The sequence below is a fragment of the Labrys sp. (in: a-proteobacteria) genome (assembly GCF_047605565.1).
Taxonomy (GTDB): domain Bacteria; phylum Pseudomonadota; class Alphaproteobacteria; order Rhizobiales; family Labraceae; genus Labrys; species Labrys neptuniae.
In genome coordinates, this window is record NZ_JASGFM010000041.1 from 1 (window position 1) to 24,346 (window position 24,346).

At 66.0% G+C, this 24,346-nt stretch carries 23 protein-coding genes; 10 read left to right on the forward strand and 13 right to left on the reverse strand.

The genetic code is table 11. From position 1 onward, the window contains the following. Positions 1-214: 214 nt before the first annotated feature. Together QM672_RS26540 and QM672_RS26545 are read left to right on the forward strand one after the other, a co-directional pair. Complete coding sequence (locus tag QM672_RS26540) at positions 215-844, forward strand: glutathione S-transferase family protein (RefSeq protein ID WP_311932708.1); 630 nt, start codon at positions 215-217, stop codon at positions 842-844. A 111-nt stretch (positions 845-955) separates the two neighbouring features. Next, on the forward strand, positions 956-1,909 hold the full coding sequence (locus QM672_RS26545; protein ID WP_367626408.1) for a glucokinase: 954 nt from the start codon (positions 956-958) through the stop codon (positions 1,907-1,909). 191 nt (positions 1,910-2,100) lie between these two features. Here the strand turns inward: QM672_RS26545 and QM672_RS26550 are convergent, their stop codons facing one another. Next, positions 2,101-3,276, reverse strand: a complete 1,176-nt coding sequence (locus QM672_RS26550; protein ID WP_311932710.1) for an MFS transporter — start codon at positions 3,274-3,276, stop codon at positions 2,101-2,103. 54 nt (positions 3,277-3,330) lie between these two features. Then, complete coding sequence (locus tag QM672_RS26555) at positions 3,331-4,269, reverse strand: LysR substrate-binding domain-containing protein (protein ID WP_311932711.1); 939 nt, start codon at positions 4,267-4,269, stop codon at positions 3,331-3,333. A gap of 479 nt (positions 4,270-4,748) precedes the next feature. Between QM672_RS26555 and QM672_RS26560 the strand changes: the two genes are divergently transcribed. Continuing rightward, positions 4,749-5,639, forward strand: a complete 891-nt coding sequence (locus tag QM672_RS26560) for a DMT family transporter (protein WP_311932712.1) — start codon at positions 4,749-4,751, stop codon at positions 5,637-5,639. Between the two features lie 29 nt (positions 5,640-5,668). Here QM672_RS26560 and QM672_RS26565 read toward each other — a convergent pair whose 3' ends face one another. Beyond that, positions 5,669-5,992 carry an MmcQ/YjbR family DNA-binding protein gene (locus QM672_RS26565; protein ID WP_311932713.1) on the reverse strand — a complete coding sequence of 108 codons (324 nt, stop codon included), beginning with the start codon at positions 5,990-5,992 and terminating at the stop codon, positions 5,669-5,671. Between the two features lie 106 nt (positions 5,993-6,098). On the opposite strand from QM672_RS26565, the gene QM672_RS26570 reads away from it, so the two are divergent. Continuing rightward, a complete protein-coding gene (locus tag QM672_RS26570; RefSeq protein ID WP_415086226.1) occupies positions 6,099-6,512 on the forward strand; it encodes a hypothetical protein in 414 nt (137 codons plus the stop codon). 266 nt (positions 6,513-6,778) lie between these two features. Here QM672_RS26570 and QM672_RS26575 read toward each other — a convergent pair whose 3' ends face one another. From QM672_RS26575 to QM672_RS26585, 3 genes are all read right to left on the reverse strand, one after another. After that, entirely contained in the window at positions 6,779-7,888 is a 1,110-nt protein-coding gene (locus tag QM672_RS26575) for a mandelate racemase/muconate lactonizing enzyme family protein (RefSeq protein WP_415086228.1), read from the reverse strand. A 95-nt stretch (positions 7,889-7,983) separates the two neighbouring features. Next, positions 7,984-9,486 carry an aldehyde dehydrogenase gene (locus QM672_RS26580; protein ID WP_415086230.1) on the reverse strand — a complete coding sequence of 501 codons (1,503 nt, stop codon included), beginning with the start codon at positions 9,484-9,486 and terminating at the stop codon, positions 7,984-7,986. Between the two features lie 92 nt (positions 9,487-9,578). After that, positions 9,579-10,739, reverse strand: coding sequence for an iron-containing alcohol dehydrogenase (locus tag QM672_RS26585; RefSeq protein ID WP_415086232.1), 1,161 nt, complete (start codon positions 10,737-10,739; stop codon positions 9,579-9,581). 254 nt (positions 10,740-10,993) lie between these two features. On the opposite strand from QM672_RS26585, the gene QM672_RS26590 reads away from it, so the two are divergent. Both QM672_RS26590 and QM672_RS26595 read left to right on the forward strand, forming a co-directional pair. Continuing rightward, positions 10,994-12,547: a trimethylamine methyltransferase family protein gene (locus QM672_RS26590; protein WP_415086234.1), complete on the forward strand. Its 1,554-nt coding sequence runs from the start codon at positions 10,994-10,996 to the stop codon at positions 12,545-12,547. A 102-nt stretch (positions 12,548-12,649) separates the two neighbouring features. Beyond that, entirely contained in the window at positions 12,650-15,076 is a 2,427-nt protein-coding gene (locus QM672_RS26595) for a GcvT family protein (protein ID WP_415086236.1), read from the forward strand. A 48-nt stretch (positions 15,077-15,124) separates the two neighbouring features. Here QM672_RS26595 and QM672_RS26600 read toward each other — a convergent pair whose 3' ends face one another. From QM672_RS26600 to QM672_RS26610, 3 genes are all read right to left on the reverse strand, one after another. Further along, positions 15,125-15,730 carry a transposase gene (locus tag QM672_RS26600; RefSeq protein ID WP_311932723.1) on the reverse strand — a complete coding sequence of 202 codons (606 nt, stop codon included), beginning with the start codon at positions 15,728-15,730 and terminating at the stop codon, positions 15,125-15,127. Positions 15,731-15,817: 87 nt separating this feature from the next. After that, positions 15,818-16,507 (reverse strand): hypothetical protein, encoded by a 690-nt coding sequence (locus tag QM672_RS26605; RefSeq protein WP_311932724.1) that lies wholly within the window; start codon positions 16,505-16,507, stop codon positions 15,818-15,820. Between the two features lie 14 nt (positions 16,508-16,521). Beyond that, positions 16,522-17,220 (reverse strand): hypothetical protein, encoded by a 699-nt coding sequence (locus QM672_RS26610; protein WP_149252518.1) that lies wholly within the window; start codon positions 17,218-17,220, stop codon positions 16,522-16,524. A gap of 256 nt (positions 17,221-17,476) precedes the next feature. Between QM672_RS26610 and QM672_RS26615 the strand changes: the two genes are divergently transcribed. Then, entirely contained in the window at positions 17,477-18,259 is a 783-nt protein-coding gene (locus QM672_RS26615; RefSeq protein ID WP_415086239.1) for a hypothetical protein, read from the forward strand. After that, on the forward strand, positions 18,256-20,193 hold the full coding sequence (locus tag QM672_RS26620) for a prolipoprotein diacylglyceryl transferase family protein (protein WP_415086241.1): 1,938 nt from the start codon (positions 18,256-18,258) through the stop codon (positions 20,191-20,193). Before QM672_RS26615 ends, QM672_RS26620 begins: the two co-directional genes overlap by 4 nt. Here QM672_RS26620 and QM672_RS26625 read toward each other — a convergent pair. The 3 genes from QM672_RS26625 to QM672_RS26635 all read right to left on the reverse strand — a co-directional run bounded on the left by QM672_RS26625 (position 20,168) and on the right by QM672_RS26635 (position 22,501). Further along, positions 20,168-20,704, reverse strand: a complete 537-nt coding sequence (locus QM672_RS26625) for a hypothetical protein (protein ID WP_415086243.1) — start codon at positions 20,702-20,704, stop codon at positions 20,168-20,170. The two genes, QM672_RS26620 and QM672_RS26625, sit on opposite strands and share 26 nt — an antisense overlap. Then, positions 20,701-21,831 (reverse strand): MGDG synthase family glycosyltransferase, encoded by a 1,131-nt coding sequence (locus QM672_RS26630; RefSeq protein ID WP_415086245.1) that lies wholly within the window; start codon positions 21,829-21,831, stop codon positions 20,701-20,703. The genes QM672_RS26625 and QM672_RS26630 overlap by 4 nt, the downstream gene beginning before the upstream one ends. A 70-nt stretch (positions 21,832-21,901) precedes the next feature. Beyond that, the gene (locus QM672_RS26635) at positions 21,902-22,501 is read right to left on the reverse strand and encodes a DUF2585 domain-containing protein (protein WP_311932732.1); all 600 of its coding nucleotides are present in this window, start codon (positions 22,499-22,501) and stop codon (positions 21,902-21,904) included. A 188-nt stretch (positions 22,502-22,689) separates the two neighbouring features. Here QM672_RS26635 and QM672_RS26640 point away from each other — a divergent pair, with 188 nt between their 5' ends. Beyond that, positions 22,690-23,181 carry a MarR family winged helix-turn-helix transcriptional regulator gene (locus tag QM672_RS26640; RefSeq protein ID WP_415086247.1) on the forward strand — a complete coding sequence of 164 codons (492 nt, stop codon included), beginning with the start codon at positions 22,690-22,692 and terminating at the stop codon, positions 23,179-23,181. Beyond that, positions 23,178-23,858: a GNAT family N-acetyltransferase gene (locus tag QM672_RS26645; protein ID WP_311932735.1), complete on the forward strand. Its 681-nt coding sequence runs from the start codon at positions 23,178-23,180 to the stop codon at positions 23,856-23,858. The genes QM672_RS26640 and QM672_RS26645 overlap by 4 nt, the downstream gene beginning before the upstream one ends. A gap of 60 nt (positions 23,859-23,918) precedes the next feature. Here the strand turns inward: QM672_RS26645 and QM672_RS26650 are convergent, their stop codons facing one another. Then, positions 23,919-24,320, reverse strand: coding sequence for a GFA family protein (locus QM672_RS26650; RefSeq protein WP_311932736.1), 402 nt, complete (start codon positions 24,318-24,320; stop codon positions 23,919-23,921). Positions 24,321-24,346: the final 26 nt, after the last annotated feature.

Sequence of the window (24,346 nt, forward strand, 5' to 3'; positions counted from 1 at the left end):
ACACCATGATGCTCTTCGGCGATGCCAAGAAAATGGTCGAGGAAATCATCAAGGGATTCTGAACGAGGCCTGGCACTCCGTCGCGTCTCATATGTGCCGATCATAGGGCTGCCATTGCGAACTCCGCCAATCCCGCGAATTGGAGGAACTCGCAATGACGGCGAATCCAGCCTAACAATGAAACGGCAAGTATAAGGCTCGGGAGGAGGACGCGATGCGGCAATGGCGGCACTATTGGTGTCCCGGCACCGGTTCCCTGGTGGTCGACGTCGCCTTTGCCTGGGCGGGGATCACGCCCGAGCGCATCCTGATCGATACCGACAAGGGCGAGCAGCAGGCCCCCGATTTCCTTGCTGTCAACCCCGCCGCGCAGGTCCCGGCGGTGATTCTGCCCAGCGGCACGGTGCTGACCGAAACGGCGGCGATCCTGCTCACCATCGACGAAGCCTCCGCCGGCGCCGGCCTGCTGCCGGCCGCGGGCTCGACGGCGCGCGCCATCTCGCTGCGCTGGCTGATGTTCCTGGCGACCAACGCCTATCCGGCGGCCTTGAGGACCTATTATTCCGATCGCTTCACGGCCGATGGCAGCGAGGCGGCGAAGGCCGCGGTCGCCGAAGCGGCCAAGCGGGATTCCGACCGTATCTTCACCCTGCTCGCCAATGAGATGGTCGGGCCTTTCCTGCTCGGCGATATCGTCACCATCGTCGACGTCTATGCCGCCATGATCGCCGGCTGGCATGAACAGGCGCGGGCCTTGCCGGCTTTCCGGACCTTGTACAAGACCCTGCAGGCCCATCCGGTGATCGGGCCGGCCTGGCGCCAGCACGAAGGGCGGCCGGATTGATCCGGGCTCGATCCTTCAAAGGGCTTTGACGCGAGGAAGGCAGGCGCTACATCTTGCTGCCCCGATCAAGTCGTAAAACGCCATAGGCAACAACCAAGAAGACGGATTCTCATGACAGACCTGACCTTGCTGGGCGACATCGGCGGCACCAACAGCCGGTTTGCCCTCGTCGTTCAGGGCCGCACCGATTATCGCAGCGAGCGGCATTACGAGAACAAGCGGTTTCCGACCTTCCGGGAGGCGATCGAAGCCTATATCGCCGATGTCGGCGAACGGCCCAATGCCGGGGTCGTCGCCATAGCCGGGCCGGTGGCGGGCGAGATGGTCGGGCCGACCAACCGGCAGAGTTGGCTGTTCAATCCGCCGACCCTGGCGGCGGAGCTGCGCTTTGCCCGCCTCGACGTGATCAATGATTTCGAGGCCGTCGCCCATGCCTTGCCGCATCTGGCGCAGGCCGACACCACGGTGATCGGCAGCGTCTCCACCGCCGTGGCCGGTGGCAATATGGCGGTGCTCGGACCGGGAACGGGGCTGGGCGTCGGCGCCCTGGTGCGCGGCGGCTCGCGCTGGATCGCGGTGCCGTCCGAGGGCGGGCATGCCGAGATCGGCGCGCCATCCGGGAACTGGGCCAAGGCGCATGAACTCATCCGCGGCAAGATCGGCCGCGTTTCGGGCGAGCATGTATTGTCGGGCCCGGGCCTGCAGCGCATCGATACCGCGCTCGCCACCCTGGCCGGCCATCCCGCCGAGCGCAGCGCCGCCGAGATCGGCACGGCGGCTGTGGCGGGGGCCGATCCGGTGGCGGTGGAGGCCACGCATCTGTTCTTCGACTATCTCGCCCGCTTTTCCGGCGATGTCGGCCTGATGTTCGCGGCCAAGGGCGGCGTCTTCCTCTATGGCGGCGTGGTGCAGAAGCTCTCGCCGCTGATGGACGAGGCCGCCTTCCGCGCCGCCTTCGAGGCCAAGAGTCCGCTGGAGAAATTCCTGCGCGAGATCCCGATCCGCCTGATCACCCATCCCACGCCCGGCCTGATCGGCTGCGCGGCAGTGGCGGCGCATTGGTAGGGATGGCGAAGTCGGGGGTGCGACAGGCCTTCTCGCCTTGCGGGTGTCGTTAACTCTCTTGAGTTGACTAGAGGTGGCGCGAAGCGCCGGATGAGGCGAGCCGATACACCGGCATAGGATCATGAGACCGCTCATCCGCCTGGCGGCACCTTCTCCCGCAAGGGGAGAAGGTGATCTTTGTGAGAGACCGATCAGATCGTTGTCGTGTCAGCCTTGTCCCGTCCCGGGCTCCTCAGCACCCTGAGCAGGATGAACACCGCCATGGCGGCGTGAATACCGGCATTGTGGAGATAGAGGCCGGGATCGCCGAGCCAGTGCATCACATAATAGGCCGTGATCGGGCCGAGCACGGCGCCGATGCAGTAGAGGAACAGCAAGGCGGAGGCGACACCGACGGCATTCTCGCGGCCGGTGATGTCGTTGGTATAGGCCGAGCTTGCGTAATATTGCGTGGAGATGATGCCTCCCAGCACGAAGCCGGTGATCACGAAGGGCCAGCCGACCAGGAGCTTGCCGGACCAGTAGATGCCGATCTCGACCAGGGCGGTCAGGGCGGTGAGGCCGATCAGCACCTTGCGCCGGTCGAAGGCGTCGGAGAGCCGGCCGACCGGGAACTGGAAGGCGGCCGAGCCCAGGGTAATGGCCGAGATCAGCGTGCCGGTCTGTACCCCGTCCATGCCGAGCTTGGTGGCGTAGACAGGAGTGAGTGACCAGAAGGGGCCATTGGCGAAGCCGATCAGCGTGGCGCAGACGAAGCCGACCGGCGTGGTGCGCAGGAGCCAGAGAAGACGCATGCCGGCCCGGCGTGTGCCTTTGGGCGGTGGGCCATCCTCGATCAGCAGCAGCGGCGCGAGGCAGACGATGACCACGGCCGCAGCGATGCCGAAAATGGTGAAGGCAGCCGGATCGCCCAGCCGCATGAACTGGTTGCCGATCGCCCAGCCGCCATATTGGGTGATGGAATAGAGGCCGAGCAGGCGCCCGCGGATGCGGTTCTCCGCCTTGCCCTGCAAATAGCTTTCGACGATGGCGTAGATGCCGGCCAGGAAGAAGCCGCGCAGGAAGCCGATGACCACCCAGGCATGCGGCTCGACCAGGGTGCCGGCGACCAGGATCATCACCGCCCCGCAGATCGACGACAGGCCGAAGGCCTTGATATGGCCGAAGCGCTGCACCAGGCGCGGCGTCAGGAAGGCGCCGGCGAGCATGCCGCCGAAATAGGCCGAGCCCATCAGGCTGATGGCCAGCGCCGGGAAATGTTCGAGCTCGGCGCGCACCGGCAAAAGAGTGGTGAGAACGCCATTGCCGGCCAATACGCCGGCGACGGCAACCAGCAGGGCGGCGATGGAAGCGTAGGGGGAACGCAAGGCAGCGAACTCGTGGCAGGAGGGTGTTGGACGCGGTGTATGGGAGGAGGCGGATCAACTGGCTGGCGGCGTGCCGTCTCCGAGGAAGGGCGGGCGCGAGAAACGGCGGATCAGCCAGGAGCGGAACAGGGCGATCTCCGGGCGGTCGAGGTCGTCGGGATGGATGGAGAGGTAATAGCCATAGCCGTCGTCGACATGGATATCGTAGGGCCGCACCAGGCGGCCGGCCCGGATCTCGTCCTCGAACAGCACGGGATCGACCAGCGCCAGGCCTTCGCCCGATAGGGCGTATTGCACGGCGAGTTGGGCGGTATCGAAGATGAGGCCACGGTCGAGCGATCCCGGCGCGACATGGGCGGCCCGGGCGAAATTCTGCCACAGGAAGGCGGGAGGGCGGCTGTCGAGCTTGACGTGCAGGAGGTCATTGGTGGCGAGGAAGCCGGCGATGTCGGTCTTGGCGGCTCGCGCTGCGACGTCGGGATGGCACAGGATGGTGAGCTTCACCATCCAGAGCAGGTCCAGCACCTGCGGCGCCACTCGAGGCGGCGTGTAGATCACGGCGACGTCGGCCTCGCGCTCGGCATTGCCGGGCACCGGACGGGAATCGATGTCGAGCTTGAGGTCGGGGAATTCGGCCCGGAAATGGCGCAGGATCGGCACGGCCAGGCGCTGGGCAAAGGTCGTCGGCAGCAGCACGCGGAGGGAACGCTGCGGCTCGCCCCGTTCGCGCATGATCTCCTCCAGCGTGGTGTCGATGCGCTCGAAGGCCTTCTCCACCACGGGCAGCAGGCGCCTGCCGGCTTCGGTGAGTGCCGGCTGCGGCGGCTTGCGGTCGAACAGGGGCACGCCGAGGAAGTCTTCCAGGCCGATGACGTGGCGGCTGACGGCGCTTTGGGAGACCAGCAGGCTCTGGGCGGCGCCGGTGAAGCTGCCTTGCCGCCCCACTGCCTCGAAGGCCCGCAAAGCGTTCAGCGGCAGCCAGCGCCTGTCCATGATGTCGAACCCCGTTGATCGCGGCGATCGGGAGAAAATCGCATCCTCTTACATCATCCGGTTCGGCTGAACTCAATGTTCTACGCGCGACCTGGACGAGGGGCATGATGACGCATGGAGGTTAGTGCCACAGGAGGAGAGGCGTCTGCGGGTCACGACGTTTCGGTTCGCGAACGGCGACACCCGCTGGTTTTGGCGCGATGCGGTTCACTGAAAGGAAAAACGCTTCGATGTGTCATAGCCGGGCTTGACCGGGCTATCTTCAAGCCCCGACCGCAAGATGCTGGATTGCCGGGTTGGGCCCGGCAATGACAAGGGTCGTGCAAATCCGGAAGATGTTTAAGCGAACCGTATTGGATCTTGCCAGGAAGATTCCACCGAATCGCGACATCTGAGCACAGGGCTCTCGCTCGCCTCGAGCCGGGGACGGTGCTATAGCCCCTCTATCAGCTCTGCGTTGCTGCCTCGCGTACCCCTCCATGCCCCCCCTTACTCCCCCCGATTCACGCCCTCTGACCGGCATCGCGCTGGCCTCGGTCGGCTATTGCCTGTTCGCCATCCAGGATGCCGCCGTCAAATGGCTGGTGGCGAGCTATGAGGTGCCGCAGATCCTGTTCCTGCGCTCGGTCGTCATCCTGGTGGTGGGCATGGCGATCGCCTGGCGCCAGGGCCAACCGCCGATCTGGCAGAGTCGCAACAAATGGGCGCTGACCTCGCGCGGCCTGCTTTTGCTGGTGGCCTGGCTCAGCTTCTACAATGCCTCGCGCTATCTGGGCCTGGCCGATCTCACCACCATGTATTTCGGTGCGCCGGTGATGGCGGTCGTGCTCTCCATCCTGATCCTGAAGGAGAAGGTCAACGTCGCGCGCTGGCTTGCCGTGATCGCCGGCTTCCTTGGCGTGATCGTCGCGGCCGATCCCTCGGGCCGGCCCGATTTCCTGCCGGCCGCCATGGTGCTGTTCGCCGCCTTCTGCTGGGCCTGGGGCACGGTGCTGATCCGGCTGATCAACCGCTCCGAGAGCACGGCCAACCAGATGATCGCCACGTCGGGCCTGTTCGTGCTGGTGTGCGGGGCGGCGCTGCCCTTCATCTGGAAGACGCCGGATGCCATGGGCTGGGGCCTGATGCTTGGCCTCGGCCTCGTCTCCGGCATCGCCCAGTACCTGCTCTATGAGGGCTATCGCTACGCACCGGCCTCGGCGCTGGCGCCGGTGGAATATACCGGCCTGGTCTGGGCCTTCATCTATGGCTATCTCCTCTGGCAGGATGTGCCCAAGCCCCACGTCTTCGCCGGCGCGACCCTGATCGTCGCCGCCAGCCTCGGCCTGGTCTGGTGGGAGGCGCGCGCGGCGCGGCTGCGGACGGCCTGAGCGGCGATGGAGCCGCAGGGAAGCTGCTATCAGCCTTTCTTCTTCTTGGCTGCACCGTGCCGCCACGCCATCGCCAGCGCATCCTGCAATTCCGCTTCGCTGGCGGCTGAGAGAGTAAGCGTGGTCCAGCCCTGCCGACCCCAGGCATTGGCAACAGGGCGGAAGACATCCGGGGCGAGCAGGCATTTGAATTCCTGCTCTTCCGGCGTGAAGAGGAGATTGGCGCCGAGGCCGTCGGGAGCGAGGGTGGCGTAGATGCGCACGGCCCTGAAGGCGGTACGCTCGAAATGCGGCGCCTCGCTGGTACCGCCCAGGGACAGGGCGATCCGTCTGAAATCGTCAGCAACGGCCATGATGGGTTTTCCCCGCTATTGTGGGGCGAGCCTATCCTTTTGCGGGCCGCGCCGACACCGCCTTGCCTAGGTTGAAGGGGCTGGCTAGGCAAGGATGATGAAGTCCATGCTCCGCCTTGTCCTCCTACTCCTGTTTGCCGCCGCGACGGTTCCGGCTGTCGCCGCCGCGCCGCCGGCCAAGCGCCATCTTGCCTGGGTCGGCACCGGCGTGCAGAGCGAGCGTGGCGCGCCGCCCAGCCGCTGGCGCATCCATCTCATCCTCGACGGCCAGGGCAACGCCCGCATCGACTATCCCAGCCTGCATTGCGGCGGGGTGCTGATCCGGCGCAGCCAGCACGGTGCCATTGTGCGCTACCGCGAGCATATCCGCTATGGCCGCGGTACCTGCATCGACGGCGGCACGGTGACGGCCTGGCGGCGCGGCAACCGGCTGTTCTGGCGCTGGAGCGGGGTGAACACCCGCTTTCCCGGCATAAGGGCGCGAGCGACCCTGGTGCTGTCCCGGCATCGGGGGCGGTAGGAGCGGAGGCACGCGGCAACAGGAGCTGTTTGGTCGGTGGCGTAGCCCCTCACCTCTATCCTCTCCCCGCAAGAGCGGGGCGAGGGGACGCAAATGTTGTGGATCTCCTTGCCGCACTGCGTCTCGCTCAACGGTTGGGCGAGGTGAGTCGATTTCCGCATGAAGCCCGACGCCGATGCCCTCCTCGCCCCGCTCTTGCGGGGAGAGGATACAGGTGAGGGGCAGCGCTACCCGGCGGAATCAAGGGCCGTTTTTCGGCGAAAGCCTCAGCCGACCCGCGTCTTCGCCAGCATCGTCTCGTCCAGCGCGTAGCCCATGCCGGGCGCCTCACTCAGCGTGATCATGCCCTCGCCGTCGACCGCCAGGGGCTCGGCCATCATGAAGTCGCGGCGTGGTAGGCTCCATTCCGGCGGGTCGTAGGGGAACTCGATGAAGGGCGCGTCGGCGAGGCCGGCGGTCAGGTGGCAGTTGGCGGCGACCCCCATGCCGTTGGTCCAGGTGTGCGGCGTGAAGGTGAGATTGTTCTCGGCCGCCATCGCGGCGATGCGGCGCAGGCCCGTGATGCCGCCGACCAGGGCGGCATCGGGCTGCAGCACGTCCAGGCAGCCGTCGCGGATGAGGTCGCGGAATTCGTAGAGCTCGCGCGTCATCTCGCCGCCGGCAATGCGGATGTCGACCATTTCGCGCAGGCGCCGCATGCCCTCCCGGTCGGAGCGGTGCAGCGGCTCCTCCATCCAGTAGACGCCGAGCCGTTCGAGTTCGCGGGCGACGGGGATCGCGTCCTTGAGCGTCCAGGGCGCATAGGCGTCCCAGGACATGCGCCAGCCCTGGTTGCAGTCGACCATCAGGTCGAGCCGGCTGCCGACGCGCCCGCGCACCGCCTCCAGCGCCTTGATGTCGGCCCGCCAGTCGCCGCGATGAAAGCGGATCTTCAGCGCCTTGAAGCCCTGGCCGAGATAGATCTCAGCTGCGTCGGCGAGCTCCTCGGGCTTGCGCAGCGTGCCGGAGGAGGCATAGGCGGCGACCTTGTTGGAGAGGCCGCCGAGCAGCTTCCACACCGGTTGCCCGGTGATCTTGCCGGCGAGGTCCCACAGCGCCAGGTCCAGCGGCCAGCAGCGGCCGTAATGGAACTGGATGTTGGAGAGGATGCGGTAATGGCGCTCGATCGCCATCGGATCCTGGCCGATGAAGAAGCGCTCATGGTCCTCGAAACCGGTCATGGTGTCGCCCGAGCCGTAGCCGGTGAGGCCCTCGTCGGTGGAAACACGCACGATGGTGGCGTCGAAGGCGGTGCGGGGCTTGGAATCCCAGCTCGCATGGAAAGGCGGGTCGAGGGGTAGGCGGTGGTGGGTGATCTCGATGCCGGTGATTTTCATGTTCTTCTCCGGGTGCGCGGACGTCCCGTCCGCCTCTTCCTCAATATCGAGTGCTGCGTTTCCAAGATGCGGACGGGACGTCCGCGCACCCGGAGTTAGGAATACGCCGTCCACACCGTCTTGAAGTCCATGTACTTCTCGATGGCGTGCGGAGAACGGTCACGGCCGAAGCCCGATTGCCGGAAACCGCCGAAGGGCGTGGCGAGCGAGGAACGGTCGAAGCAGTTCACCCACACCGTGCCGGCGCGGATGCCCGAGGTGAAGCGATGCGCGGCGTTCATATTGCCGGTCCATACCGCCGCTGCGAGGCCGTAGATGGAATCATTGGCCATGCGCAGCGCCTCGTTTTCGTCTGTGAAGGTGCTGACGACCACGACCGGGCCGAAGATTTCTTCGCGCGCGACGCGGTGCTGCGGCTCGACGCCGTCGAGGATGGTGGCCTCGACATAATAGCCGCCGGTCTCCGCCATCACCCGGCTGCCGCCATGGGCAATCGTGGCGCCTTCCCTCGTGCCGATGTCGATATAGGAGAGCACGCGCTCCATATGGCCCTTCTCGACCAGGGCACCCATCTGGGCGGCGGGATCGAGCGGATGGCCGAGGGGGATCTGCTGCGCCGCGACCTCGCCGATCTTGCGGACCAGTTCGTCCTTGATCGAGGCATGGGCGATCACGCGCGAGCCGGCATGGCAGGTCTCGCCCTGATTGTAATAGATGCCCCAGGCGATGCCGGAAGCGGCGGCGTCGAGATCGGCATCGGCGAGCACCACATGCGGGCTCTTGCCGCCGCATTCGAGCGCCACGCGCTTCATGTTGCTTTCGCCGGCATAGCGCAGCATCAGCTTGCCGACCTCGGTGGAGCCGGTGAAGGAGATCATGTCGACGTCTTGATGCAAGGCGAGGGGCTTGCCGGCCTTCTCGCCGAAACCGGGCACGACATTGAGCACGCCGTCGGGCAGGCCGGCCTGCCGGGCGAGTTCGCCGAGGCGCAGCGCCGAGAGCGGCGACTGCTCTGCCGGCTTCAGCACCACGCAATTGCCGGCCACCAGGGCCGGACCGATCTTCCAGGCGGTGATGATCAGCGGATAGTTCCAGGGCACGATGGCGCCGATCACCCCGAGCGGCTCGCGCCTGACGATGGCGAGATCGTTGGGCCCGGTTGGCGCGACCTCGTCGAAGCTCTTGTCGGCGAACTCGGCGTAATACTGGATGCAATCGGCGCAGAAGGGCACGTCGACCGCGAGTGAATTGCCGATGACCTTGCCGACATCGAGGGTTTCGAGCAAGGCGAGATGCTCGAGATCGGCCCGGACAAGCTCGGCGAAGCGCAGGAGGATGCGCTTCTTCTCGGCTGGAGGCTTCAAGCGCCAACGCCCGTCCTCGAAGGCGGTGCGGGCTGCTTTTACCGCTGCCTCGATGTCCTCGGCGCCGCAATCGGCGACCTCGGCGATCACCCGGCCATCGATCGGCGAGGTCTTGGTGAAGGTCTTGCCGGAAAGAGCGGGAACGTAGCGGCCGTCGATGAAGGCACGGCCTTCCGGCTTGAGGGCTGCGGCCTTGGCTTCCCAGTCGGAGCGAGTGAAGGGGGTGGTGAGCATGATACTTCCTGGGACCGCCGGCATCCTGCCGGCTCTTGGAAACGAAAAGCGTGGGGAAAGGGAGAGCCGGCAAGATGCCGGCGGTCCCAGGATCAGGCCTGCGTCAGCACGCGTTCGGCGAAGCGGAGCAGATCGGCCTCCTCGATCGTACGGCGGTTGGAAACGCGCATCGCGGCATTCTCGGGCCGGGCCATCTGCTCGGCGAGGCGCGTGGCGGTGATGCCTGCGAATTCGTCGGCAAGCGAGACCTTGATGCCGATGGCGCGCACCAGTGTCTCGAAGGCGGCGGGCAGGTCGGCTGACGATGTCAATCCCATCGCCCGCGCCGCGGCGGCGAAGCGCCCGTCATCGTCCTCGATGTTCCAGTCGAGCGTGGCGATCATGCCGAGCGCCACCGAGCGGCCATGCTGTACCGGGCGCAGCGAGCCCAGTGCATGGCCGATATTGTGGGCGACGGCGGTACCGCAATTGTCGATGGCGATGCCGGCGAGCGCGGCGGCGCGCTGCAGCCCCTCGCGGGCGGCGAGATCGCTGCCCTTGCCGACGGCGTCAGGCAGATTGCCGACGGCGAGGCGGATGGCCTCATGCGCATAGACATTGTTGGCCGGCGTGGCGTTGCCGTTGGTGGTGGCCTCCAGCGCGTGGACGAGGGCGTCGATGCCGGTCCAGGCCGTCAGCACCGGCGGCAAGGAGAGTGTGGTTTCCGGATCGAGGATCACCTCGTCCGGCTTGAGCTCCTCGCCCCAGAGCCAGACCTTGGCCTTGTCCGAGCGGGTGAGGATGGCGGTGCGGGTGCATTCCGAGCCGGTGCCGGAGGTGGTGGGAATGACCAGCGAAACCAGGCGCTTGCGCGGGAAGGGGCGCTTGCACAATTCATAGGCCTCGGCGGATCGCCGGGCCGTGGCGGCGGTGGTCGCAACCGCCGCCACTACCTTGCCGAGGTCGAGCGCGGAGCCCCCGCCCAGTGACACCACCGCCTTCGCCTTGGTCCGCCGCGCCTGTGCGGCCGCGGCATCGGCTGAGGCGATGGTGGGATCGCCGCCGAACTCGGAGAAGACTGAGACGCCGAGCCCCGCCTTGCGCAGCGAGGCCTCGACGTCGTCGATCAGGCCGGTCGCCTTCAGGCCGGGATCGGCGACCAGCAGTACCTGCGCGCCCTTGCCGAGCCTGGCGGCTGTAAGCTCCCCGGCGAGTTCCCGGGCGCCCGGCCCTCCGGTGATGCGTGGCAGATGGGAGAGCTGGTAGCGGGACATGGGAATCTCGAGAAATTGGGGTGCCGGTCTTCAGTCCGGCATGGAACACCGAACCGACCAGGTAAGGCCGGGTCCGAAGACCCGCCCCCCGGACATGTCGGCCCACCAACTCTATCTCTGCTCCCCGCGCGCCGTGTGCGCCTTTATTCGATGGCCCGATCCAAAAAAATGATAGCGCCGTTTCGCCGTGGCGATGCGTCGGAGCGCGCGCTAGGCTGATCGGACAAAAGGATCAGCCTGCCATGCAAAGCCCGATGGAACTTTCGCTCGAAACCTCGGAGCGGCCGCGCCGCCGCGGCCGGGAGGAGCGCCAGCGTGCCGGCAGCGCTGCCCCGACTTCGCGGCCCCAGCCCCGGCGGCCGTTTCCGGCGGTCAACGCCGTCTCGGCGGACCAGCTCGAGGCCATCCATCTCGCCTCGCTGCAGATCCTGGAGGAGATCGGCCTCGACGTGCTGCATGCGGAGGCCAAGGCCATTCTCAAGACCGAAGGCGCCGAGGTCGACCCCAATTCCGACAGGGTGCGTTTTCCGCGCGGGCTGGTCGAATCGAAAATCGGCCTGGCGCCGCAGAGCTTCACGCTGCATGCGCGCAATCCGGCCCGCAATGTCGTGCTCGGCGGCGACCATCTTGCCTTCTGCTCGGTGGCGAGCGCCCCCAACGTGGCCGACCGCGAGGGCGGCCGCCGGCCCGGCAACCGCAAGGATTATCAGAACCTCATCCGGCTCGGGCACACGCTCGACAGCATCCATCTGTGGGGCGGCTATCCGGTCGAGCCGGCCGATATCCATGCCTCCGTGCGCCATCTCGATGCGCTCTGGGATATGCTGACCTTGTCGGACAAGCCCATCCATGCCTATTCGCTGGGCCGCGAGCGCAATCTCGACGCCATCGAGATGGCGCGCATCGCTCGCGGTATCGACCAGGAGACATTGGAGCGCGAGCCCTCGCTCTTCACCATCATCAACTCCTCCTCGCCGCTGCGCCTGGATACGCCGATGATGGAGGGCGTGATCCAGATGGCGCGCCGCAACCAGGTCACCGTGCTCACGCCCTTCACCCTGGCGGGTGCCATGGCCCCGGTGACGATCGCCGGTGCCGTGGCCCAGCAGAATGCCGAGGCGCTGGCCGGGCTGGTGCTGGCCCAGTCGGTGCGGCCGGGCTCACCCTTCGCCTATGGCGGCTTCACCTCCAATGTCGACATGAAGACCGGCGCGCCCGCCTTCGGCACGCCCGAGCAGATGAAGGCGGCACTGGTCGGCGGGCAGCTCGCCCGCCGCTACGGACTGCCCTATCGTTCCTCCAACACCTGCGCCGCCAACACCATCGACGTGCAGGCCGCCTATGAGAGCGTGTTCTCGCTGTGGGGCGCGGTGATGGGCGGGGTCAACCTGCTGATGCATGGCGCCGGCTGGATGGAGGGGGGCCTGCATGCGAGCTTCGAGAAGATGGTGATCGACGCCGATCTCCTCGACATGATCACGCATTTCCTGATGCCGTTCCAGGTCGATGACGACGAGCTGGCGCTGGAGGCGGTGCGCGAAGTCGGGCCAGGCGGGCATTTCTTCGGTTGCGCCCATACCCAGGCACGCTACCGCAACGCCTTCTTCGCCCCGATGATCTCGGACTGGCGCAATTACGAGACCTGGCAGGAGGCGGGATCGCCTACCGGGTACGACCGCGCCAACCGGCTCTACAAGGAGCGCCTCGCTGCCTATGAGGAACCGCCGATGGATCCGGCCATCCGCGAGGAACTGGCCGCCTTCGTGGCGAAGCGCAAGGAAGAGGGCGGCGCGCCCACGGATTTCTAATCCGGGTGCGCGGACGTCTCGTCCGCTCTGCCTGTCCCGCATACGTAACAGCTCCAAGAGCGGACGAGACGTCCGCGCACCCGGAAAGAGGACTTCCCGCCCATGAAATCCCACACCCGTGTCCTCGTCATCGGCGGTGGCGTCGTCGGTTGCTCGGTGCTCTACCATCTCGCCAAGGCCGGCTGGACGGATATCACCCTGATCGAGCGCGCGGAGCTGACGGCGGGCTCGACCTGGCACGCGGCGGGCGGCTTCCACACGCTCAACGGCGATCCCAACGTTGCCAAGCTGCAGCAATATACCGTGGAGCTCTATCGGGAGATCGAGGAACTCTCGGGCCAGTCCTGCGGCCTGCATCTCACAGGTGGCGTCATGCTGGCCGGCACCAAGGAACGCATGGACTGGCTGAAGATGGCCCATGCCAAGGGCCGGTATCTGGGCATGCATACCGAGATCATCTCGGCCGCCGAAGCCAAGAAGCTGATGCCGCTGATCGACGAAAAGCAGTTCGCCGGCGCGATGTACGATCCGCTGGAGGGGCATCTCGACCCCTATGGCACCACCCATGCCTATGCCAAGTCGGCCAAGATCCTCGGCGCCGAGATCGTGCTGCGCAACCGCGTCGTCGACATGGCCCAGCGCGAGGACGGCAGCTGGGACGTCGTCACCGAGCAGGGCTCCATCCATGCCGAGCATGTGGTGAACTGCGGCGGCCTGTGGGCACGCGAATGCGGCCGCATGGTCGGGCTGGAGCTGCCCGTGCTCGCCATGGAGCACATGTATTTCCTCACCGAGGACATGCCCGAGGTCGCCGAGATCAACGCCTCCACCGGCAAGGAGGTGATCACCGCGCTCGATTTCGAGGGCGAGATCTATATGCGCCAGGAGCGCGGCGGCATGCTGCTGGGTACCTATGAGCAGGCCTGCGTGCCCTGGTCGGAGAAGGTGACGCCCTGGGATTTCGGCCAGAATCTGCTCGACCCCGATCTCGACCGCATCGCCCCTTCGCTGGAAGTCGGCTTCCGCCATTTCCCTGCCTTCGAGAATGCCGGCATCCGCCGGGTCATCAACGGCCCCTTCACCTTCGCGCCCGACGGAAACCCGCTGGTCGGCCCGATCAGGGGCCTGCGCAATTACTGGGTTGCCTGCGGCGTCATGGCCGGCTTCTCCCAGGGCGGCGGCGTCGGCCTCGCACTGTCCAACTGGATGGTGCATGGCGATCCCGGCTTCGACGTCTGGGGCATGGATGTCGCCCGCTATGGCGACTGGACCACGCTCTCCCACACCAACGCCAAGGTGCGCGAGAACTATGCCCGGCGCTTCCGCATCCGCTTTCCCAACGAGGAACTGCCGGCGGCTCGTCCCTTCCGCACCACGCCTGTCTATGACCGGCTGGAGAGCCGCAATGCCGTGTTCGGCGACATGAACGGATTGGAGCACGCGCTCTGGTTCGCGCCGTCCAAGGCAGAGGCCAGGGACGAGTTCTCGTTCCGCCGCGCCAACGATTTCCCGCATGTCGCCGCCGAATGTGCCGCGGTGCGCGAGGGCGTCGGCCTCCTGGAGATCTCGAACTTCGCCAAATACGAGATCAGCGGCAAGGGGGCGGAAGCCTGGCTCGACACCATCCTGCCGAATCGCCTGCCGGCCAGGGGGCGCATGGTGCTCACGCCCATGCTGAACGAAAACGGCATGCTGATCGGCGACTTCACCTTGGCCCGCGAGGCGGATGACCGCTTCATGATCTTCGGCTCGGGGCTTGCCGAGCAGTATCACATGCGCTGGTTCCAGGCCCATCTGCCCGAGGCCGGCGTTACCCTGCGCGCCCATGGCCTCGACCTCGTCGGCCTCCAGGTCGCCGGTCCGAAATCGCGCGAACTCCTTGCCCGTCTCGTCGATGCCGACCTGTCGAAGGAGACCTTCCCCTTCATGGCGGTCGGCCGCTTCAATGTCGGCACCGTTCCCGCCCTGATCGGGCGCGTCACCTATACGGGCGATCTCGGCTATGAGATCTGGGTCAAGTCCGAGCACCAGCGCGCGCTGTTCGATCTGCTGATGAAGGAAGGCACCGGCCTCGGCATCAGGCTCTTCGGCGGCCGCGCCCTCAACGCGCTGCGCCTGGAAAAGAGCTTCGGTTCCTGGTCGCGCGAATACCGGCCGATCTATACGCCCTGGGAGGCCGGGCTGGAGCGCTTCGTCTCGACCCAGAAGAGCGAATTCATCGGACGCGATGCCTTGCTGCGCGCCCGCGACGAAGGCCCCAAACGCCGCCTCGCCACCTTCGTGGTCGATGCCCTCGATGCCGACGTCATCGGCGACGAACCGATCTGGCGGGATGGCAAGGTGGTGGGCTGGGTCACCTCGGGCGGCTATGCCCATCACGCCAAGGCCTCGGTGGCGCTCGGCTATGTCGAGGCCGCCGCCTTCGACGCCACCGCGGCCTATGAGATCGAGATCATCGGCGAGCGGCGCCCGGCCAGGGTCGCGCCCGAACCGCTGTTCGATCCCAAGGGGTTGAGGATGCGGGGGTAGGAAAATTTGGAGCGCGGACATCCTGTCCGCTCTTCGAAGCCACACGCGTCATCGGAGACGCGTGTGCGCTGCACTTGAAAAGGCCCAGTCTTGCGCTCGCGCGCATAAGCCGGCCGCCACCGCATTCTGTTCGATGTAGTAACGAACGGTCTCAAAATGTTTCTCGTCCCTGATCCGCCGATCGAAATATTCGGGGAACCAAAGCGTTCCCTGTCGTCCCAGGGCTCGATTGATTTGGAGTGCCGTGAAAGACTTCCAGGAGTGTACGATTGCGGACAGCGCATGTCCGTCGATCGGTGTGCTCAGGACATGCACGTGGTTTGGCATGACACTCCAGGCATGGAGGCGATATCGCACTCCGTCGAAATGGAGCAGGGCGCTCTGTACGGTAGCACCTGCATCGGGATGGACTAGAAGAGCTTCGCCATGGCCCTTGTCCAGCGCCTCTTCGTAGCGCCGTCGTCGATCGGTGGAGTTCGGAGAGCGTTCCGAGCTTTCTGACTCCTGCGTCCAACGTTGAAGCAATTCGACCGGCAGAGAATCTGCAAGACGGAAGGTGATGCTTTGCGGATTCTCGCCGGCTTCCCAATGCGGAAGATAGCCTCGGGAATGCCACTCTGCTTCGGGCTGTAAGGGGCGTTTCTTATCAGCCATGTCTGCTCGCCCCTCAGATAGACTTATTCTTCTTTCCGCGCGCGGAGCGGGTGGGAAGAAGAGCGGACAGGATGTCCGCGCTCCAAACTATTGCCGCGAATAAAGCCCCGTGAAGCGCACGTTCTGCCCGCCGCAGGCGTCGTTGTCGATCACTGCGATATAGGGGCCGAGCTGGACCATGCGCGCCGCGCAGCGCCGGGGGCCGGCATTGGCCTCCTCGTAGCCCATCTGCTGGCCGCCATAATAGCCGAAGGCGAAGTCGCGCTCGTTGGCGTCACCCTCGACCTCGAACTCGCCGGTGTTGACATAGGAGCCGGTATCGTAGGTGGCGTTGCCGCGCACGAACATGCGCCCGCCCTGGCCGGTCTTGATGGTGATGACCGAGCGCCCGTCATAGGTGCTCCAGCGCCCGTCCCAGCGCGGCTGGACCTGGACCCGCGACAGGGACGACAGGGGCAGCCAGCTCGCAATGTCGGTGCCCTTGCGGTCGACATAGTTGGCGCAGGCGAAATCGCCCTCGATCTCGTTCACCACCACCTTGTCGCCCTCGACCAGGAAGGAACGCTGCCGGCAGGACGGCGAGAGGGACGGGCAGCTTTCGCGCTGGCTGGTCGGGCCCTTGATGAAGAAGGTACGCCCGCTCTCGGCGACTTCGTAGAGGCTGATGGCGGAAAGATCGTTCTGGAAATTGAAGCCGCGGCAGACGCCGTTGGCGGCGAAGGCGGAACCGGTGGCGGCGGCGAGCAGCAATACGGCGCCCAGACTGGAACGGAACATGTCTTTTTCTCTGATCATTGCCTGAAATAAAGGCCTGTAAAGGTGACGTTCAACCCGCCGCAGGCATTGTTGTCGACCACCGCGATATAGGGGCCGAGCTGCGCCATGCGCACGGTGCAGGTGCCGTCGCCGCTGCGGGCGTCCTCGATGCGACCCTGCTTCTCGCCGTCATAGGCGAAGGTGAGCGTCGATTCCCGCGCCTCGCCGAAGACGTTGAATTCGCCGGTATTGACGCTCTGGCCATTGTTGTAGGAAGCCGAGCCGTTCACCGAGATATCGCCGCCCTTGATCTCCTTGATCTCGAGGATGGCGTTGCCCTCGGCGTTGCGCCAATTGCCTTCCCAATCGGGCTGGGCATTGCTCTTGCGTAGGGCCGAGAGCGGCAGCCAGAGCGCCACGTCCGATCCCTTGCGGTTGAGATAGCTGGCGCAGGCGAAGCCACCGGCGGTGCGGTTCACCACCACGCGGTCGCCGGCGATCAGGAAGCTGCGGGCCTGGCATTCGGGCGAGGTCGAGGGGCAATCCTCGCCGTCCGAAGAGGCGCCCTTGACGAAATAGGTCCGGCCCGGCGCGGTGACTTCGTAGAGATCGACGCCGAGAGGGTCGTCCTCGAGATTGAAGCCGCGGCAGATGCCGGCGTCTCGGGCAAGGGCGGGCGAGGCAGCAAGTAAAACGGAAAGCAATGCAAAGGACAGCGAACGGCGAATCATCATGCAACCCTGAAACCAGTATCCTGCTAGGAAGCCGATTTTCGCTGTTTCGTCCACGCCAAGCAGACACCAGTACGCAAGCATCCCAGTCTATTTGCGCTTTCGGCTGGACGACGCAGAGTTACGGTATTTCCATCGCCCATTAAGCATCCGGCCTGAAGATCGGCGACGCCGACAGGATTGTTCCGTCCTCTTCTTGTCGACGGGGAGGCTTTCTTCTAACAAGGATCGACCAAGCTCCTCCCATCCGGACCTGCCTTTGGGCCGCCTTCGCCTCGACAAGCATTATGGCGATGCCATCCTCGACGATGGGACGGTGGTGATTTTCTATTCCGCAACCCTGCGCCTGGGCCTGTTGGCGTTGCATTATGCCAGCCTTGCCACGATCCGCCCCTGCGGCACGAGAGAGCTTCGCCAGTGGTTGCGTGCGGCGCCGATGACCCATGGGCAAGCGATCACGGCCCGATGCGGCGATATCGCCCTCGCCTGGCATTCCTGCGGGGCGGCCACGCCGGATGTGGTGCTTCATGACGAACCGGCCGGCGCCTTGCACTGGCAGGCGCGCATGCCGTTGGCTGAGGTGCGCATCACCAGGGCCGGTGAAAGCGAAGCGACCGGCCTTGGCTATTTCGAAACGCTCGCCATCGACCTGTGGCCGACGCGCTGGCCGATCCGTACCCTGCATTGGGGCCGCTTCACCGGCCGCCACACCAGCCTGGTCTGGATCGTCTGGGAGCATGAACAGCCGCGGCAATGGCTGTTCCTGGACGGCGTTCCCGCTTGTCTCGGTCATTTCGACCTGCCGCGCTCCTTCGCCTTTACCGGGGTGTCCAGCGGCACCCTGATCTGCGGACCGGCCCGTACGCTGATCGCCCAGCCGGTATCGCAGCGCCTGCGCCTGCTCGGCCCGCTGCGCTACGGCCTGCCGGCGATGATCCGTAATTTGAAGGAAGAAAAGCACATGGCGCCGGCCAGGATCGCCTTCTCGGACGGCTCGGAGGATGAGGGATACGTGATTTTCGAAAAGGTCGCCCTGGCATGAAGCGCATCGGCCCTGTCGCCTATGGCGCCCTGTTCTGCGTCGGCCTGCCCGTCCTCCTGCTGGTGACGGCCTGGCATCTCGACGCCCGCCTCGGCCTTGCCTTCGAAGCCTGGCCACTGGCAGGCAGTGCCATGGCCGGGCTGGGCCTGGTTCTGGTGATGGCGGCCATCCTCGTATTGATGCTGCGCGGTAAAGGCCTGCCGATGAATGCCTATCCCACGCGCCGGCGCGTCGAGGACGGGCTCTATGCCTGGCTGGCCCATCCCGCCTATGTCGGCTTCACGCTCGTCATCCTCGGCCTCTCTCTCTGGCGCGGCTCGTTTGCCGGCTTGTTCATCCTGACGCCCTGGACCGGTTTGGCCGCCCTTGCACTGGTGATGGGCTATGAGGCGCGGGCGACCGATCGGCGCCTGGGCGCGCGCCGGCAGGCCCCCGCGATCGGCCTGCCGGAGAATTGGCCACTGCCGGCCGATCTCCGTCGCAGGCTCGGCGCCACGCTTGCCGTCTTCCCCGCCTGGACCGTGGTCTATTGCGTCTTTGCCGCGCTGCCGCCGGCCGCCGATGCCTTCGATACCTATCTGCCCTTCGAACGGAACCTGCCCTTCCGGCCCGGCCTGGTGGCTGCCTATAGCTTCACCTATGTCTTCGCGCTGGCCGTGCCCTTCCTCGTGCCGGATCTCGCCTCGCTGCGCCGTTTTGTCCTGGCAGGCTGGAGCGGGACGGCGATCGGTGGGCTCGTCTTCGCGCTGCTGCCGGCCGTCGCACCCCTGCGCGGCGTGCCGCCGGACAATCTCATCGGCTGGTGGCTGCAGCTGGAGCGCGGCAGCGACGGCATCACCGCGGCATTGCCGTCCTTCCATGCCTTCTGGATCGTGGTGGCCGCCTTCTTCTGGCGTGAGCGCTTCGGTGCGGCCCTCATCTATCCGCTTGCGCTGCTGCAGCTCGCCGCCTGCCATGTGACCGGCATGCATTCTCTTGCCGATCTTCTTTGCGGCATTGTCCTGGCCTTGCTCTGCCTCAACATCGAGGCGGCCTGGCATGGCCTGTTGCGTCTGGCCGAGAGGGTGGCCAATGATTGGCGGCCGCTGCGCCTCGGCTCGATGCGCTTCTTTCCGCATGGTCTTTATATCCTGGCTGCGGGAGCCCTCGCTTTCCTCGCCACGGCGAGCCTGGCGCCGCCGCACCAGCTCGGGCCGATGGTCGCCATGCTGCTGGCGGGGCTCGCCGGCGCGGTGGTCTTCGGCCAGGCCGTCGAGGCGAGCAGCAAGCTTTCGCGCCCGCTCGGCTTTTTCGGCGGCCTGATCGGAGCCAGCCTCGCGGCCGGCCTGCTGACGGTGTCAGGCGTCATCGACGGTGCGATGCTGGCCGCCTGCGCGATCGGGCTCTGCATCGCCCAGATGCTGGGGCGGCTGCGCTGCCTGGCGCAAGGTTGCTGCCATGGCGCGGCGCTGGCCGTTTCGGCACCGCTCGGCGCCGGACTGACCTATCGCCATCCCCTGTCGCGGGTCGGCCTGATCGCGGGCATGCTCGGGCGGCCGATCGAGCCGGCGCCGGTGTTCTCCATGCTCGCCAATCTTCTCGCGGCGCTGCTGCTCTGGCGCGTGCTGGTGGTGAGTGGGGATGCCTGGCTGGTCGCCGGCCTCTATTGCTGGCAGCTCGGCATCGCCCGCTTCGCCGAAGAAGGGCTGCGCGGCGAACCGCAGACGCCGGTGCGCGGTGGCCTCAACCTCTATCAATGGCTGGCGCTGGCGGTGACAGCGGTGGGATTCGTCATCGTGCTGGCGGCGCCCTTCGTCCAGGCCGCCACACCGCATTGGCCGGAGCAATCGGCTCTGTTCCTGGCCTTGCCGCTCGCCTGCCTGTGGGCCCTGGCGATGAGCGTCGACTGGCCCGACAGTACCAAGCCTCTCAGCCGACTGACGCCGGGGCAGTGAGCGGGCGCTGATGCCCGCGATAGGACCAGACCAGCAGCAGGATCCCGGCCGTCGACATCGTCCAGTAGTCCACCGGCGCCAGCCAGAACCAGTGGATGTGCCAGGGCACGAATTCGGGGCTGAAGCGGGCGAGGCCGAAGGCCGGGTTCAGGACGAACCACAGGAAGTCCTCGCTCAGCCAGAAGATCATGATGCAGGCGATCACGCGCGCTTCCAGACGCCACGACCATGTCCAGGCGAACACCAGGGGAAAGTGGAAGAAGATCGCCATGAAGGGAAACACCCAGGCATGGTAGCCGGTCATCGGCCGCCCGCCCCAGACAATGTCGAGCAGCCAGTGATGCTCGATGCGCCAGGTCGGCAGGCTGGTGGCCCAGCCATGGCTGCCCTCGATCTGGATCTCGACATTGGCGAAGAAGAAGGCGAGCACGAGCACCATGGCGACGAGTGCCACGGGTTGGGCGAGGCCGCCGCGTCGCGGCGCGGCGGGGGCGTGGTTGGGAACGCTCACGCCAGGGCCTCCAGCACGATGCGCATGGCGTCCTGCCCGGCCTGCGGGCGGCCCAAGGCGCGGGCCTGGCGGCGCATGGCTTCCAGGCGCTGCGGTTCGGCCTTCAGCAGGGCGACGTGATATTCGAGGCCGATCTCGTCGATGGCCTTCATGGCGGCGCCATTCTCCATGAGATAATCGGCGTTGCGCTCCTCCTGGCCCGGAATGGGGCTGCTGAGCAGCATCGGCACGCCCATGGCCAGGCATTCGGAGGTGGAGAGGCCCCCGGGCTTGGTGATGACCAGATCCGCCGCTGCCATCAGGCGCGGCACCTCATTGGTGAAGCCGAGCGGAAAGAGCCGGCCGGGTCGGCTCTGGGCCAGGGCCTGGAGTTCCGCCAGCGCTTTCTGGTTCTTGCCGGCCAGCACCACGAGCTGGAGCTCGGGATCGGCGGCAGTGAGGCGCTTGGCCACCGGTCCGACGCCGAGCCCCGCGCCACCCCCCATCAGGAGATAGGTACGCCTCATGGGATCGAGCCCGAAGGCGGCGGCGCAGGCGGTGCGGTCGTGCTCCTGCGCGAAGGCCGGCATGATCGGAATGCCGGTGACATGGATCTGCCCGGCCTCGATGCCATGGGCGGTGAGGCGGAAGGCGACCTCCTCATTGCCGGCGAAGAAACCGGCCATGCGCGGGATCACCCACATGCGATGGAGGTCGAAATCGGTGATCTGCACGAAGACTGGCACACTGATGCGCCCCTTGCCGATCTCGCGCATCAGGAGTTCGGCCGGCAGGAAATGCGTGCAGACGATGGCATCGGGAGCGAATTCGTCGATGGCGCTGCGCAGCGGCCGGGTCGAGAGGCGTTCCACCGCCCGCCGCAATTTCTGGGAGACCGCGTCGGGCGGGGCCTCCGAGCTCGCCTGGTAGAGCATGCCCCACAGGGCCGGATGCTTGGTGACGAGCTTGATGTAATAGTCCGTATAGATCTTGCGGAAGGTCGAGGGCACATAGTCCATCACGTCCAGATGCAGCGCCTCGGCCTCGGGCGCCAGCAGGAGCGTAGCTTCCTTCAGGGCCTCGGCGGCCCGCATATGGCCGGCCCCGGCGGAGACGCTGAGGAAGAGGATGCGATATGATCTGGCCAAGGCAGTCGGCTCCCTTCGCAAGGCGAAGACTTGGCGAAGGCGGGGCCGATTTGTCAACTGGACCGGGACCTTACAACCCGCTTTGCCAGGTCTTGATGCCGGCGATGGGATAGACCAGCATGATGACGTTGAGGGTGAGGTTGTCGCGGATGGCGTAGAGGGCCAGAAGCTCGAAGAAGATGGCAAGCGCCACAGTGACCCAGACGGGCAGGCGCGAGGCGATGAGGAAGCCCACCAGCATGAACAGGATATCGCTCACCGAGTTCAGGATGCTGTCGCCCTCATAGCCCAGCGCGATGGTACCCTCGCGATAGCGGTTGATGATCAGCGGGCTGTTTTCCAGGATCTCCCAGCCGGCCTCGACCACCAGGGCCAGGAGGGCCCGGAAGCCGAGCGGGCGATCGCGCGCCACCAGCCAGAACAGGCCGCAGAACAGGAAGCCGTGAATGATGTGCGAAAGCGTGTACCAGTCGGCGATGTGCTGGGAATTGTCGGCCGTGTTGGGATCGCCGACCCATAGTTTTACCGTGCCGCAGGTGCAGATCGGATTGCGGCCCATGGCGTAGAGAATCAGCGCCGCGAGGACGATCAGGCCGGCGCCGGCCAGCCAGTAGCGCAGCGCCGGGGTGGCAGTGGCGCTTCTTGCGACCGTTTCGGAGGATGGGTTCATGACGCGGCCGGTTCCATTGTGACAGGCCGTGTGTCCCATCATCGGCCGGCATTGGCAAGCCGCTGGCGGTGCTGGAGAGCTTCGGGCGCCGGAGAAAGGGGCTCGGGCCGTTGATCGCGCCTTCGGAACGAAGGCTTGCTTCAATATATAACGCGTTATATAACTTGTTATATATCTAGGAGGCAGGCATGGTGGATGTCGTTCGGGAGTTTGGTTATCTCACCCTCGGCACGCGGTTGAAGCGACTCGGCGAGCGGCTGCAGGCAGATACGCAGCGCTTCCTCGAAGTGTTCGACGACAGAGTGCCGGCCAGCCAATATCCCTTCCTGGCAGCGCTCGCCCGGGAGGGGCCACTCGGCGTTGGTGAATTGGCGCAGGCAGTCGGCATCACGCAGCCGGGCGCGACGCGCAGTCTCGCCCAGCTCGAGGCGCTCGGGCTGGTCGAGGCCGGCCCGGCGCCGGACGATCAGAGGCGGCGTCTGGTCACGCTGACGGGAGAAGGCCATCGCCTCGTCGACACGACCAGGCAGCAGGCCTGGCCTTTGATCGAGGCTGCCGTCGCCGATCTGTGCGGCGACCTGACGGGGCCCTTGCTCGAACAGCTCTCCGCAATCGAGGACCGTCTTGCCGTCGCACGGCTGGATCAACGGGCCGTCCTGCCGGAAAGGAGCAAGCCATGAGCCATTGTCTCGATCGTCCGGTCTGGACGGCCCTTTCCAGTGCGCATGCGACCTTGGCGGAAGGAAACCGGCACGCCCGCCGCTATCCGGCCGCGATCGTGCCGTTTGCCGCTACCGCATCGGACGACGCCGGAAGCCTGCAGGCGTTGGCCGATCTGGTGCCGGATGGCGACAGCGTCGTGCTCGCTCAGGCCGATGCTGTCGCAATCCCTCCTGGTTTGAGCGAGCTTTCCCGCGCCGCCGCCGTCCAGATGGTCGCTGAGACGACCTTTCCGCGCGTGGAGGATATCCGTGTGCGACAGCTCACCCTGGCCGATGCCCCCGAGATGCTTGCCCTGGCGACTGCGACCAACCCAGGTCCGTTCACACTGAAGGCGTTGAGCCTCGGTGACTTCTGGGGTGTGCGCATCGACGGCAGGCTGGCGGCCATGGCCGGCCAGCGCATGCGCCAGCCCGGCTATATCGAACTCAGCGGGGTGTGCTCGCATGCCGATTTTCGCGGCCGGGGCCTGGCGCGCCTGCTCTCGCTCTTCGTCGCCGGCGAAATCTGTGCAGGAGGCGATACGCCCTATCTCCATGCCTATGCCGGCAATGCGGTCGCCATTCGCCTCTATGAGAGCATCGGCTTTGCGCTGCGCTGCCGGATGCATGTCGTCAAGCTGGGTCGGGCTGGATAGCCTCAGGGGCTTGCCATTCCGGAATGAACCCTATGCCGGCGACCTGGCTGAAGCGGGGGATCAGCGGACGTCAAACTGGGCCACGCCGTCGGCGATGTCGTAATAGTCGGATTTCGAGGCGACGAAGATGTGCCGCCGCGTGGCGAGCCCGGTCGGCCGGTCGAGCGTGCCGGCGGTGATCGAGATGCGGTCATCGCCCAGGGCGCGCCAGAACAAATTGCCGCCGCAGGTGGCGCAGAAGCCGCGCTCGGCCCGTTCGGATGAGCGATACCAGCGCAGCGTATCCTCGGCCGTCAGTGTGAGATCGGCGGCCGCGCAGTCGGTGGTGGCGACGAAATTTCCGCTGGTCTTGGCACATTGCGAACAATGGCAGGCACTGACGGGTGTCAGCGTGCCATGGATCTCGTAGCGCACGCCACCGCACAGGCATGAGCCGGTGGCGCGCAGAGACGTCGCGGACATGGATGATTCCTTCTCGATCCTGGCGT

What these genes read in the sequence shown, in the direction of transcription:
- QM672_RS26540 (WP_311932708.1), top strand. Translation starts at nt 215, where the DNA reads ATGCGGCAATGGCGGCACTATTGGTGTCCCGGCACCGGTTCCCTGGTG.
- QM672_RS26545 (WP_367626408.1), top strand. Translation starts at nt 956, where the DNA reads ATGACAGACCTGACCTTGCTGGGCGACATCGGCGGCACCAACAGCCGG.
- QM672_RS26555 (WP_311932711.1), bottom strand. Translation starts at nt 4,269, where the DNA reads ATGGACAGGCGCTGGCTGCCGCTGAACGCTTTGCGGGCCTTCGAGGCA.
- QM672_RS26560 (WP_311932712.1), top strand. Translation starts at nt 4,749, where the DNA reads ATGCCCCCCCTTACTCCCCCCGATTCACGCCCTCTGACCGGCATCGCG.
- QM672_RS26565 (WP_311932713.1), bottom strand. Translation starts at nt 5,992, where the DNA reads ATGGCCGTTGCTGACGATTTCAGACGGATCGCCCTGTCCCTGGGCGGT.
- QM672_RS26570 (WP_415086226.1), top strand. Translation starts at nt 6,099, where the DNA reads ATGCTCCGCCTTGTCCTCCTACTCCTGTTTGCCGCCGCGACGGTTCCG.
- QM672_RS26575 (WP_415086228.1), bottom strand. Translation starts at nt 7,888, where the DNA reads ATGAAAATCACCGGCATCGAGATCACCCACCACCGCCTACCCCTCGAC.
- QM672_RS26580 (WP_415086230.1), bottom strand. Translation starts at nt 9,486, where the DNA reads ATGCTCACCACCCCCTTCACTCGCTCCGACTGGGAAGCCAAGGCCGCA.
- QM672_RS26585 (WP_415086232.1), bottom strand. Translation starts at nt 10,739, where the DNA reads ATGTCCCGCTACCAGCTCTCCCATCTGCCACGCATCACCGGAGGGCCG.
- QM672_RS26590 (WP_415086234.1), top strand. Translation starts at nt 10,994, where the DNA reads ATGGAACTTTCGCTCGAAACCTCGGAGCGGCCGCGCCGCCGCGGCCGG.
- QM672_RS26595 (WP_415086236.1), top strand. Translation starts at nt 12,650, where the DNA reads ATGAAATCCCACACCCGTGTCCTCGTCATCGGCGGTGGCGTCGTCGGT.
- QM672_RS26600 (WP_311932723.1), bottom strand. Translation starts at nt 15,730, where the DNA reads ATGGCTGATAAGAAACGCCCCTTACAGCCCGAAGCAGAGTGGCATTCC.
- QM672_RS26605 (WP_311932724.1), bottom strand. Translation starts at nt 16,507, where the DNA reads ATGTTCCGTTCCAGTCTGGGCGCCGTATTGCTGCTCGCCGCCGCCACC.
- QM672_RS26610 (WP_149252518.1), bottom strand. Translation starts at nt 17,220, where the DNA reads ATGATGATTCGCCGTTCGCTGTCCTTTGCATTGCTTTCCGTTTTACTT.
- QM672_RS26620 (WP_415086241.1), top strand. Translation starts at nt 18,256, where the DNA reads ATGAAGCGCATCGGCCCTGTCGCCTATGGCGCCCTGTTCTGCGTCGGC.
- QM672_RS26635 (WP_311932732.1), bottom strand. Translation starts at nt 22,501, where the DNA reads ATGAACCCATCCTCCGAAACGGTCGCAAGAAGCGCCACTGCCACCCCG.
- QM672_RS26640 (WP_415086247.1), top strand. Translation starts at nt 22,690, where the DNA reads ATGGTGGATGTCGTTCGGGAGTTTGGTTATCTCACCCTCGGCACGCGG.
- QM672_RS26645 (WP_311932735.1), top strand. Translation starts at nt 23,178, where the DNA reads ATGAGCCATTGTCTCGATCGTCCGGTCTGGACGGCCCTTTCCAGTGCG.
- QM672_RS26650 (WP_311932736.1), bottom strand. Translation starts at nt 24,320, where the DNA reads ATGTCCGCGACGTCTCTGCGCGCCACCGGCTCATGCCTGTGCGGTGGC.